General features: G+C 42.2%; 9 protein-coding genes (1 of these 9 only partly in view). 4 read left to right on the top strand and 5 right to left on the bottom strand.

Translation table 11 applies throughout. The features are described from left to right. Window positions 1-18 precede the first annotated feature (18 nt). Genes fhuB through ACMVDV_RS13770 form a run of 5 tightly spaced genes read right to left on the bottom strand, consistent with a single transcriptional unit; the run spans window position 19 to window position 6,509 of the window. Window positions 19-1,989, bottom strand: coding sequence for a Fe(3+)-hydroxamate ABC transporter permease FhuB (gene fhuB / locus ACMVDV_RS13790; protein WP_416158512.1), 1,971 nt, complete (start codon window positions 1,987-1,989; stop codon window positions 19-21). Further along, on the bottom strand, window positions 1,986-2,891 hold the full coding sequence (locus ACMVDV_RS13785) for an iron-siderophore ABC transporter substrate-binding protein (protein WP_416158511.1): 906 nt from the start codon (window positions 2,889-2,891) through the stop codon (window positions 1,986-1,988). The genes fhuB and ACMVDV_RS13785 overlap by 4 nt, the downstream gene beginning before the upstream one ends. Window positions 2,892-2,901: 10 nt before the next feature. Further along, window positions 2,902-3,669: an ABC transporter ATP-binding protein gene (locus ACMVDV_RS13780; RefSeq protein WP_416158510.1), complete on the bottom strand. Its 768-nt coding sequence runs from the start codon at window positions 3,667-3,669 to the stop codon at window positions 2,902-2,904. Then, on the bottom strand, window positions 3,657-4,406 hold the full coding sequence (locus ACMVDV_RS13775) for a siderophore ferric iron reductase (RefSeq protein WP_416158509.1): 750 nt from the start codon (window positions 4,404-4,406) through the stop codon (window positions 3,657-3,659). The genes ACMVDV_RS13780 and ACMVDV_RS13775 overlap by 13 nt, the downstream gene beginning before the upstream one ends. A 15-nt stretch (window positions 4,407-4,421) precedes the next feature. Further along, on the bottom strand, window positions 4,422-6,509 hold the full coding sequence (locus ACMVDV_RS13770) for a TonB-dependent siderophore receptor (protein ID WP_416159098.1): 2,088 nt from the start codon (window positions 6,507-6,509) through the stop codon (window positions 4,422-4,424). A 128-nt stretch (window positions 6,510-6,637) separates the two neighbouring features. Here ACMVDV_RS13770 and ACMVDV_RS13765 point away from each other — a divergent pair, with 128 nt between their 5' ends. The 4 genes in view from ACMVDV_RS13765 to ACMVDV_RS13750 are tightly spaced (each overlapping or abutting the next) and all read left to right on the top strand, a layout consistent with a single transcriptional unit that may run on beyond the window. Next, window positions 6,638-8,224, top strand: coding sequence for a pyridoxal phosphate-dependent decarboxylase family protein (locus tag ACMVDV_RS13765; RefSeq protein ID WP_416158508.1), 1,587 nt, complete (start codon window positions 6,638-6,640; stop codon window positions 8,222-8,224). Beyond that, window positions 8,217-9,533, top strand: coding sequence for a lysine N(6)-hydroxylase/L-ornithine N(5)-oxygenase family protein (locus tag ACMVDV_RS13760; protein ID WP_416158507.1), 1,317 nt, complete (start codon window positions 8,217-8,219; stop codon window positions 9,531-9,533). Before ACMVDV_RS13765 ends, ACMVDV_RS13760 begins: the two co-directional genes overlap by 8 nt. Continuing rightward, window positions 9,530-10,723: an MFS transporter gene (locus ACMVDV_RS13755; RefSeq protein ID WP_416158506.1), complete on the top strand. Its 1,194-nt coding sequence runs from the start codon at window positions 9,530-9,532 to the stop codon at window positions 10,721-10,723. The genes ACMVDV_RS13760 and ACMVDV_RS13755 overlap by 4 nt, the downstream gene beginning before the upstream one ends. Next, window positions 10,723-12,322: the 5' portion of a GNAT family N-acetyltransferase gene (locus tag ACMVDV_RS13750; protein ID WP_416158505.1), read on the top strand. The gene runs 806 nt beyond the window's last position; only the first 1,600 of its 2,406 coding nucleotides appear in the window; the start codon lies at window positions 10,723-10,725; its stop codon lies off the right edge, out of view. Before ACMVDV_RS13755 ends, ACMVDV_RS13750 begins: the two co-directional genes overlap by 1 nt.

Genomic DNA, 12,322 nt, shown 5'->3' with positions numbered 1-12,322 from the left:
TCGCTTTTTGCTTTTTAGTTAGCGTGTTTTATGACTTTGTTTAAAGAGTAACAAGATAAAGTAGCTGCCACCAATGATAGAGATTAATGTTCCTACGGGGATTTGTTGTGGATACAGCGCGTTATTAGCAAACCACTCAGAAAACAACATTAATAGCATGCCTATCAGAATCGCGAAGTGGATTTGCTGAATCGCTTTATGGGCGCCAATCAATGATGCTATATGTGGTGCAAGTAGACCCACAAAAGCAATGGGGCCCATTAATGCGGTCGTGCTTGCACACAATAAAGCGACTAACAAAAGCAATGTTAATCTTACTTTGGTTAAATTAACGCCGCGGCCAGCTGCTATTTCATCTGAGCTTGCAATCAGTGTTAGCCAACGGGTGGTAAACATAGTGATGACCAATAAAGTAGCCACTATTGAAAATAGCAACATAGCCTGCTTATCATTTACGTAGTAGCTTGAACCTGCTAACCAATGAATAGTTTGATAAACATCAGACGTGCCTTTTGCCAGCGCAAAGTGAATCACCCCTTCAATTAAAGCACTGAGTGCTATGCCAATTAAAATGATTACATTAGCGGCGTACTGATTGGCACGGCCGAGGCAAATAAGCAGAAGTAGCACAGCTAAGCTACCAACCAAGGCTGCAACTAAGGTGGAGTTAATGATTGTGTCTGTAACTAATAACGTGCTAAATACCACAGCTAGCTTTGCGCCACCGGTGATCCCTAGTATATCTGGGCTGGCCAGCGGATTGCGTACTAAGCGTTGTAATATAACACCCGCTACGGCAATGCCTGCACCTACAGATATAACCGCTAATACTTTTGGCCAGCGTAATGAAAACGTTAAACTATCAGGCAATGCAAATAACCAAAACTGTTGGCTGTTCGGTTGATGAAAAAATATTAACGCTAATAGCAATACCATCAGCACTGATAACAATATGCCATAGCGTAATAATGGCGCGGTTACAGCAAAATGGGATTGATTTTGTGTTACAGGATGGCGAGTTAATTGGCGTTTAGCAAAGTAAATTAATAAAGGTGCGCCTAGCAGCGCAGTCATTGTGCCAGTAGGTACGAAACCTTCACTTAACTGGCTCATGTAAAGGGCGATGCAATCACTGCTAATCAGCAAAATCACCCCGAGTAGCAAACTAGATGCAAGTTCATCTCGGGGCTTTTTAGCCCCTATTAAACGGGCAATATTAGGGGCAATTAAGCCAATAAATGCAATCACCCCCACTGCGGTGATCGAACTTGCCACCAGCCAAAGCGCAATCAGTGCAATAGAGCTTATAAACGATTTGATATGTAAGCCGCGAGCGCGAGCATTATCATGACCTAAGCGCAGTAATAGTAACGGCCTTTGGCTAAATATAAAAACCACTAAACACAATACTAGTTTTGGCCATAACCATTCAACCCATTGCCAGTCAGTTTGACTGAGATCGCCGGCACCCCATATAAATAAATTTTGAGTCGGTTGTTCATTTAACAGCACGATTACCGTGGCTACCGCGCCAAGTAGAATGTGAATAGCCATACCGGCTAATATCAGGTGAAGGTTATTGGTTCCTGAGCGACCAGCAATATAAATAGCCGTGCCAGTGGCAAGCAATGCACCTACTAATGCAAACCAGACACTATAACTTGCTGCTAAAGTAGGAAACCATACAGCACTGCAGATTAATCCGAGCCATGCTCCCGAAGATGCACCTAAGGTCAGTGGTGAAACTAAACTATTTTGACTGAGTTGCTGAAATAAGCTCCCCGCTAGCGCCAGTGCCGCCCCAATCAGTGTGGCCAAAACTAGGCGAGGTAACGCAGCATATAAAAACTGAAAATCAGCAAAGGTTTGCGCTTGGAAACTGCTAATTACTTGCCATTTAGCTGCAAAACTCATCTCTATGCTACTAATATGCAAGTGTAAAATTACTGCACTACATAAAGCGAGTAGCAATAATCCATAGCGCGTCATGGCTCAACCATCAATAAAGCATCCGTGAGAGATTGCGCTAGGTATTCGATAGAGATGTAACCGCCATTACTCCAAGTTGATGCCGCCGCAGCAAAGTGACCAGTTTGTACAAACGGCATCGCTTTCCAAAGCGGTGAATTAAATAAACTGTTTTGCGCAGTGAAAGGTTTGAAGTAAATAACAATACCTTGCTTGATTTTACCGAGCTGAATAATTTTTTGCTGGGTCACTCCCCAGCGAGAAGTTGGCTGAGCTAACGCATTGTTAAAGCCGAGTTGATGAAGGGCATATTGCGGCATTGAATTATCGCCAAATACTAAAGCTACCGCCTTTGATTGAAAGCGGATCGCCGTAGCAGGCGGGCGGTTTTTAGTAAAATGCTGATCAAGCTGTAAGTTTAACTCCGCAATACGCGTATACATTTGTTTTATACGCTGCTCGGCTTGTGCTGTTTTGCCAAATAAGCTGGCTAATGTCATAAAAATTTGTTTGCTGGTAGCTACGTTGTTGTGATTTTTATCAAAACCCTGAAAATAAAGTACCGGCGCAATACTGTTTAACTTGTCGATCAAATGGGCTTGTTCATCACCCACTAAAATAACATCGGGTTTGAGCTTAGCTATCAGTTCTATATTAGGCGCTTGACGTGTGCCTGCATTAATTACCTCATCTGGCAGCTGAGGGGTTACCACCCAGGTTTTGTAATCATCTGGATCGGCTATTGCTAGTGGTGTAATACCTAGTTCAAGTAAGTTTTCTGCCAACGGCCAGCGAAGTGCGATCACACGTTTTGGTATTTGCGCAAAGCTATGTTCACAGATGTTGTCGTTTATGGTGATGGGAGGTTGAGCATAGTTGCTAAAGCAAGTGAACAGCGTGCACAAGTAAATAAGGTACTTCATAAGTTAATCCTTAACTGACAATCGCTACTTTTTGTTGGTTTTGTGGATTAGCGACGATATTAATTTTTATGCCATATAACATACTGAGGGTGTCTTGATGTAATAATTGCTCAGGGCTGCCATCAAAACAGATACGGCCTTTTTTTAAGGCGATAATACGGTCGGCTACCCGACATGCTAAATTGACATCATGTAAAATAACCACAATGCTCTTTTTTTGCTGCTGATTAAGCTGTTTTAACAAAGTCATTAACGCATACTGGTGCGCTAAATCGAGGGCTGAGGTTGGCTCATCAAGTAGTAGCATTGGAGTATCTTGGGCTAACAGCATGGCAAGCCAAGCTCGTTGTCGCTCACCGCCTGATAAGTGATCAACAAAATGCTGGTGGTATTGGCTTACATCGCATTGTTGCATGGCTTGCATAACCAAGTGATGGTCGTGTTTAGTAAAGCGGCCTAAATTTCCTCGCCATGGGTAGCGGCCCAATTGCACTATCTCTGTGACCGACAGCCCAGCCGCATCAGGTAGCTTTTGTGGCAAAAATGCAATTTGCTGTGCCAGTTGCCGTTGCTTAAATTGTGAAATAGGCCGTTGGTTTAATAATATGTTGCCTTTCGAGGGCTGTAACTGACGCGCAAGTAGATTCATCAATGTTGATTTACCAGAACCATTGTGGCCTAAAATAACATTAAACTGACCTTCTTTAATGAGCAGCTCATCAACCTCTAAAATAGTGCGTTGCGCTTTAAAGACGGTTATTTTATTTAACTGCAGCATGTTGTAATTAACTCCTGTTGCATACGCTGAACTTTTATTTGCTGAGGTTGCTTTGGGCAGTTAGCGCACTTTGCAACATCACCTATTTGATAGTGCAAACAGCATGTTTTTCGTGTCAGCGCTAAACAGGGCGCTTTTGAACAACAAGCAAATACCGTAAATTCACCCGCCTCAGTGATCTCCAATGCATTCAACCAATAAGCCGCCATTGCTTGAATATCAAAGTTCGATCTTCGCTTTGCATGAAGAAGTAATATTGCTAATAGCGTGTCAGCTAATAAGGACATCGCCAAACGCTCATTAAGCCGTGCAACGAGGTTTAAATCTGTCAGTAACTTAACAACATAGCGTTTTAAGTGGGCAGCCATATTTGTTATTGCCTGTTGCTGGCTGTGATGGTGCTGCGCTTTTATAGTGGGTAGTTGTAACCCTGCGATAACGCCTTGTTGGTAGTGTTGTTGCATAGGCTGTAAAGAAAAGCTCATAGTGAGTTCATGCACGCTTATGACCGCTAAATAGAGCGGTTGCCAATACAGCATACCCCAACTTTTTATTGCCCAATAGCTACGCCCAGCTTCGGGGTATTGCTGCTGCCAATGTTGGTGTAACTGCTTGATCAGCGCGGCACTCGATTCTATATCGAGCCAATCTGTTGCTTGTTCTGGTACTCTTAAAGCACTGTGGTAGCCCTTAGCAAGCTTTAACAGCTTACTAAGGGCGAGTTGTTCACCGTTCATAACGAGTTTAAATACTTAAAATGCGGCATTTAAACTAAGCTCAACACTGCGCTCAGCGCCCATCCAACAGCCATTAACATCAAAACAAGCACCCACATAACGTTTGTCTGTTAAGTTACTCACGGCTAAACCGATTTTATAGCTGTCGTTAAAGCGATAGCTAGCAGCAGCATCAAACAAGGTATAACCCGGTACTGTATCGGAATTTAAGGCATCTAACTGACTTTCACCGACATAACGTACACCACCGTTAAATTCTAGCGCGTCGCTAAAGAAGTAATTTAACCACATTGAGGCTTGTTGCTCTGCTACCCAAATCGGTGTTTTACCTTCCAATGCGGGGTTTTGTGGGTTATCTGTTACCTCAACATCCATATCAGTCAGATTTACAGTAACATCGAGAGTATCAGTGAGTTGCTGATAAACACTGACTTCAACCCCTTTTGAACGAACTTCGCCATTTTGGGTGTACTTCATAAAGTCAGGGGTATTTACCACTACATCTTGTTTGCGCAAATCAAAAAAGGCCGCAGTTATTTTAGTGGTTGCATCATTGTTGTGATATTTCACTCCGGCTTCAATTTGCTCCGCGGTCGTTGGTTTGAACGCTTGGCCGGTTAAGGTATCGACTCCAGAAGTCGGCTCGAATGACTCAGAGTAACTCGCGTAAGGGGCAATGTTATTATCAAGGGTATAGATTGCAGCCATACGAAAAGTGGTATCGCTTTGATCGATCTCTTGATTGCTGGTGGCGCCACTTATCAAAGAGTCAGTTAAGCTATAGTAATTATCATAGCGCAGCCCAGCGATGACAGTAAGCGCATCGATTTTTATTTCATCTTGCAGATAAAAACCGCGTTGTGATTGCTCTAAACGACTAAATTGACGATAAGTATCTAAAGCTGCAGTGGTATCGTCATTAAACTGAGTGTGATCAGGGTTTGATAGATCAAGTGTTGGCGTATTTGCGCCAAAAGTATCGGCATAATCAAATGTTGAATCAAGGGTTTGGTATTCAAAACCAAATAATAGCTGGTGCGTCGTATTCGCTAAACCAAATTGCACAGCGAGTTGGTTATCAACTACAAAGCCTTCAGCGTCCTCAATGGTTTTATACGCAGTACGCGTTAATATTTTATCTGCGTCCGCTAAACCGAAGTCATAACTATTTTGCTGCGTGGCATCGGCATTGGTATAGCGAAAGTTTTGTAAAAACGACATTGCATCTGAAAATTCATGATTTAATTTATACCCGATCATAGTGACTTCTCGGGCAAACTCGGCCCAGTTTTCATCACCAGCATACGCATCAGCGGCTAACTTACCGTAACTGGCTTCGTAAAGCGTGCCTTTTGCTGGTAAGGGGGTTGATGGCACCATTTTAGGATCGTCTTGATAATATAAATTAAGATTTAAGCTAGTTTGTTCACTGATCTCAAAGGTTACTGAGGGCGCAATGGTGAGCCGTTCTTCTTCAGTGGTTTGCTGTTGGCCATCACGGCTACGGGCAAGGGCTATAAAGCGATAATTAACGCCGTCGGTGATAGCGCCAGTGCTATCTACAGCCAGCTCCGCCAAACTATTAGTACCAATACGTGCTCTAAAGTTATGCTCGGAAATGGCTTGCGGGGTTTTAGCTGTTTGGTTAACCATGCCGCCAGGAGGTGCAGAACCATATAAAACCGATGCTGGGCCTTTTAAAATTTCGACACTTTGTGTGGCAAATGCATCTACTTGTGGAGCTAAGTTATAAACCAGATTGTATTGCAGTGGTAAACCATCGTAAAAATTACGGTAACTTTCAAAGCCACGAATTGTATATTGGTCAAAAATGGTCACTGTAGCGCGGTTTTCCGGCGTGATCCCTGATACATAGCGCAGTGCTTCATTCACTGTATCTACTTGGCGTAATTCTAGTAATTTACTGTCGTACACTTCAAAGCTCATCGGCGATGCAATCGGCGTTAGGCTCGATTTAGTACCTGTAGAACGGTAGCTTTTGCCGTACACGGCGATACTTTCTATGTCATCGTCTATCGCTACTTCTGCAGCCACGCCATAGTTGCTGATCACACATAATGAAATGGCTGATAGCCCAAACATTGATTTTTTTAACACAATCACTCCTTAATTTTTACGGAATTTAAACATTGACTCTCGAATGGAAACGCGATTAGTATACATTCTCATTTAGATTTATCAATTGTTTTCAACTAAAGGTGATCGTGCTCATGGTTCAGTTAAATGTGTTGCTCGCAGATGCACAGCAACAAGCTTCTAATCACGAAGCTAACTCAATGCTTAATTCAATGTTTAATAAAGAAAATCTAGATAAGTTTAAAATAGGTGTTGATCAAGTCGTACAATTATTGGCGCAAACTCTCGATGTACAACAAAAGCCATTTAGCGGGATTTTCCCACACGAATTGGCCAAACAATTTGCTGATATTGATCTAAACCAGCCCTTATTTGATATACAAGAAGCGCTTACAGAGGTGACTCAGCTGTACCTCAAGGATGCTGTTTATTTCAATAATCCTCGTTACCTCGCACATTTAAATTGTCCTATTGTTTATCAAAGTATTCTTGCTGAACTAATGGCTACAGCGATAAATACAGCTGTAGAGACCTGGGATCAAAGTGGTGGCGCGACCTTTATCGAGCAAAGCATAGTCGATTGGACGTTATCAAAACTGGCCCTTGGTAAGCAGGCTGATGGCGTATTTACCAGTGGTGGTACGCAATCTAACTTAATGGCAATGTTGTTAGCACGTGATTTTCAGTGTCAGCAGCACACCGGTCATATAAATAAACAGCAAGGGCTACCACAGGACTTTAAGCGGTTAAAAATTTTTACCTCGCAGGTGAGTCATTTTAGCATTCAAAAAGCCGCCGCTATTTTAGGGCTTGGCTACGATAGTGTGGTAAGCGTCCCCTGTGATGAATACTTTAGAATGGATGTTAACGCGTTAAATCAGGCCATTGAGCAATGTCAGCAACAAGGCGATATTGTTATGGCCATAGTTGCAACCGCGGGCACAACAGATTTTGGCAGTATTGACCCATTAGCCCAAATAGCCGCTATAGCTAAACAAAGCGGCGCTTGGTTTCATGTTGATGCGGCCTATGGCGGTGGTTTATTAATAACGCCCAATAACAAGCATAAGTTAGCGGGAATTGCATGTGCGGATTCGGTGACGATTGATTACCATAAATCATTTTTTCAACCGGTTAGTTGCAGTGCTTTTTTTGTTAAAGATAAACAGCACTTGTCGGTTGTCACTTATCATGCTGAATATTTAAACCCACTGAGTCAGCAGCAAGCAGGCACGCCAGATCTATGTAATAAGAGCATTCAAACCACACGACGTTTTGATGCGTTAAAGTTATGGTTTTCATTGCGTACTGTGGGGGCAAAAAACCTCGGCTTAGCATTTGAGCAAGTGATGCATTTAGCTCGACAAGCCTATCTATTATTAGCCTCTGAAGCGCATATTGAAATTATTCATCAGCCGCAGTTAAGTACCTTGGTATTTCGTTTTATTGGTGATGGCAGCACCTGCAACCAAGATTTAGACGAGCTTAATAAATTCATTCGTAAGCAGTTATCCCGTCAAGGCGATGCCTTAATTGCGGCAACTAAGGTTGCAGATAAGCAATACTTAAAGTTCACCTTACTAAACTGTGCAACCACGATTAGTGATATCCAACACGTTGTTAGGCTTATAAAACAATACGGGTATCAATATTTAGCGAGTGATTTAGCCAATCAACAAACGCCTTTAAATACCCCAGTAAAGGAAGTTAGCTATGGATAAGCCTATTTATGATGTGATTGGTATTGGCTTAGGGCCATTTAATTTAAGTCTTGCGTGTTTAACGGCACCGCTTGAAGGAGTCAGCAGTCTGTTCTTAGATAAAAATGCAGAATTTAATTGGCACCCAGGCATGATGCTCCCTGAGGTCAGTTTGCAAACGCCGTTTATGTCTGATTTGGTAACGCTTGCCGATCCAACCAGTCCTTATAGTTTTTTAAACTATATAAAACAGCAAGGTCGCTTGTATTCTTTTTATATTAGGGAAAACTTTTTCTTACTGCGCCAAGAATATAATCAGTATTGCCAATGGGCAACTCAGCAGTTGCCTAATCTACGTTTTAATTCAGAGGTGCAGCATGTTGAGTACAGCCAAGATAGTGATATCTATATAGTACAAACATGCGATCAAGTTTATTTGGCCAAACACTTAGTGTTAGGCACTGGCCCAGTGCCACGTCACCCGCAGTGCGCGCAGCAGTTTATACAGCAAGAGGGGGTTATTCATTCCAGTCATTACCTTGCTAATAAAAGCCAATTACAGCAACAACAATCGATTAGCATTATTGGTAGCGGGCAAAGTGCCGCTGAAATTTTTTATGATTTGTTGCAAGATATTGATCAACATAATTATCAGCTTAATTGGCTTACTCGCTCCTCGCGATTTTACCCACTTGAATACACTAAGCTAACGCTAGAAATGACCTCGCCAGAGTATGTCGATTATTTTTATCAATTGCCCGAGCAAAAACGCCAGCAGTTAAATCGTCGCCAGCATAATCTTTACAAGGGGATTAATAGCGAGCTGATCAACAATATTTTTGATTTACTGTATAGCAAACGGCTGACGGCTAAATTACCTGTTAGCTTGCACACAAATTCTGCGCTTATCGATATGACGTACCATAGCCATGAAGGTGGTTATAAGTTGAATTTAGAGCAAACAGAGCAACAGCAACTTTATGCAATAAATACGCAAAGTATTATTTTTGCCACAGGTTATCAGCCTTACCAGCCAAGCTTTTTAGCTGGGATTAGCCATTGTATTGATAGTGATGATGCGGGGCTGTACCAAGTTGGCCGTAATTACTCTATAGATAAACAGCATCAACGTATCTTTGTACAAAACGCAGAACAACATACCCATGGTTTTGTCACACCCGATTTAGGTATGGCATGCTACCGAAACTCTTGTATTATTCGTGCGATCACAGGGCATGAACATTACCCAATCGAGCGCAAAATCGCTTTTCAGGAATTTGCTGCCCCCAATTCTGAGTTTTGCGATGAAGTAGAGCAGTTTCGCGCATGAGTAAGCAATTTAAAGTCTTGTTGATTGCGATAACGGTATTTGCAGTGATCAGTGACTCAATGCTGTTACCGTTTTATCCTACTTTCTTTAGTGCGGTATTTAATATAAGCGACCCTGCCTATGTGGGTACTTACCTTGCTGCTAGCTGTTTTGTAGTGATGGTGTGCTTTCCTATTTGGGCTTGCATTAGCAAATATATGCATGTGTTACCGCTGTTGGTATACAGTCAAATCGCAGCGGGTATATTCAGCTTAAGTAGTTTTTTTGCAAATGACTTAAGCTGGTTTTGGTTTACCTCAATGGCAATGTTTGCTTTTAAAGCCAGTTACTTATTGGTTTATCCATATTTAATGAGCTTAGAAGCGAAAGCGAATCACGTTACCACGATTGCAACGCTCAGTGTGGTGGTGCACTTTGGCGCTATATTAGGCGCTGTTGCTGGTGGTGTGGTGTTATCAGCATTGCCAGCTAAAGCGGCATTTTTAATTATGACGCTGAGTGATTTTACTCAGGTTTTAGTGTGCGCTTACCTGATAAAGTTAGCACCGAGTAAACAACAGTCTGAGCCAGTAGTTGCATCGGCTAGGTTAGCAACTCGTTGGCCTATTTATCAGCTTGGCATTGTTATGCTGTGTTTTTACTTCAGTGCTTTTTTGATCAGACCATTTTTTGCTGCGTATTGGCAAAGTATGAGCGACAACGCAAATATCGTTCTCGCTAGTATGGTGTTTTCTATCCCTGCCTTTATGGCACTGTTTGCACTTTGCTTTGATCAGTTGCGACAGAGAAAAAATACCAAACCCATCAATTTACTAATTGTCTTTGTATTGATCATCACCGGCGTTGCATTACAAGCAAGTCCAGCCTATTTGGTAGTGATAGCTGGGCGCTGTCTGTTCGGTTTGTCATTATTTATTATTATTGTGCGTCTTGACCTGCTGCTTTACCAAGTGAGTACCCCAGACAAATATGCCCAAGATTTTAGCAAAGTCAGCTTTTGTCAAAGTTTAGGTGTGCTGTTAGCGTCCTATGGTGCGGGCCTGTTGGTGAGAGATTATGGCTTAGTGATGCCATTTTGGGTTGCCGCTGCTGGGCTTACTCTATCTGCGTTGTGCTTATGGTTGCTTAGTAAGCAAACTAAACGGCATGTCTATTCAGCCTATCAAGGCGCAACTTCGAGGGCTCAGTAATGCCTAATACAACCCCCGTTTTTTGTCAGCAATTTACTGATATTGCCATGCTTAGCTTAAGGCCATTTAACCTAGCGCAAGACTTAGCATTGCTCCACCAATGGGTTACTCAGCCTCATGCCCAGTTTTGGGGTATGCAAGGTTTCTCGCTTAAGCAGTTACAGCAAGAATATCAAAGCTTGTTAGCGCGCAGCGATATTTATATCGGCTACGCAAACAATACCGCGTGTTTTTTAGTTGAGCTATATGAGCCTCAATTAGATGAAATAGGTAATCATTACCCCGTCAAAAGGGGCGATATTGGCATGCATATTCTCATTGCCCAAAGCAATAACAAGGTACATGGCTTTACCTGGTCGGTGTTTCAATTGGTGATGAATTTCATTTTTGCTAATGACAAAAATCAGCGCGTTATTGTTGAACCCGATATTCGCAATAACAAAATCCACTCTTTAAATACTAAAGCCGGCTTTCGTTATCAATCAGCGGTTAGGTTAACCCATAAAACCGCTCATCTCGCATTTTGTACTCGTGATGACTTTTATCACGCATTAAATAAGGATAATACTACTATGAAGCACATTCCCTTGAGCCCAGAGCAAGCCGTTAGTCATTTAACCCCAGAGCTATGGCGACATGTAAATAGGTTACACGTTCGCAAAGCCTTAAGTGAGTTTGCTCATGAGCGGCTGATAAAACCGCAACTGACCAATGAAGATGCAGATTGGCAATATTTTGAGCTAAGTACAGATAAAGAAACTATTGTTTATCGCTTTAAAGCCAAGCTGGGTAGTTTGAATCATTGGCATATAGCCGCAGACTCAATTGAAAAGCAAATCGATAATCAAGTAGCCGAGCTTGATTCAATCGCCTTTATCTGTGAGTTACAACATAGTTTAGGTATTAGCCAAGCTATGCTACCTACCTATCTGGAAGAAATCGCCAGTACCTTATATGGCAGCGCCTATAAGCATCAGCTGCCAGCGTTAACTGCAGAGCAACTCACCACCGCTGATTTTCAACAAGTAGAGAGTGCGATGACGGAAGGCCATCCATGTTTTATCGCAAACAATGGTCGGATCGGTTTTGATAGCAATGATTATCGCCAATATGCACCTGAGACTGGCGCGCACTTACAGTTAGTTTGGCTCGCTGCACATAAAGATCGAATCGTATTTTCGACCACCGATGATTTAGATTATCAAACACTCATAACGCAAGAGCTCTCAACGCACACTATAGAGTCATTTAAACAAAAGCTATTAGAGCGCGGAGTAAATAGTGATGATTACTTCTTTTTCCCCGTTCACCCTTGGCAGTGGTTTAATAAGCTTGCGTCATTATTCTCTAACGATATTGCTGCTCAGTATTTGCTTTGCTTAGGATACAGTGAAGATGAATATCAGCCGCAACAGTCTATTCGTACTTTCTTTAATAAAACACACCCACATAAACGTTATGTTAAGACTGCACTGTCAATTCTAAATATGGGATTCATGCGTGGTTTATCTCCTTATTATATGAGTGCAACTCCGGCTATTAATGATTGGGTGGCGCAGGTTGTATCACAGGATCCATATTTAGCAGACTCAGGATTTA

It is taken from the genome of Pseudoalteromonas sp. ASV78 (assembly GCF_047806705.1).
GTDB classification, from domain to species: Bacteria; Pseudomonadota; Gammaproteobacteria; order Enterobacterales; family Alteromonadaceae; genus Pseudoalteromonas; species Pseudoalteromonas prydzensis_A.
This window is presented reverse-complemented; position numbering and strand designations above follow the sequence as displayed.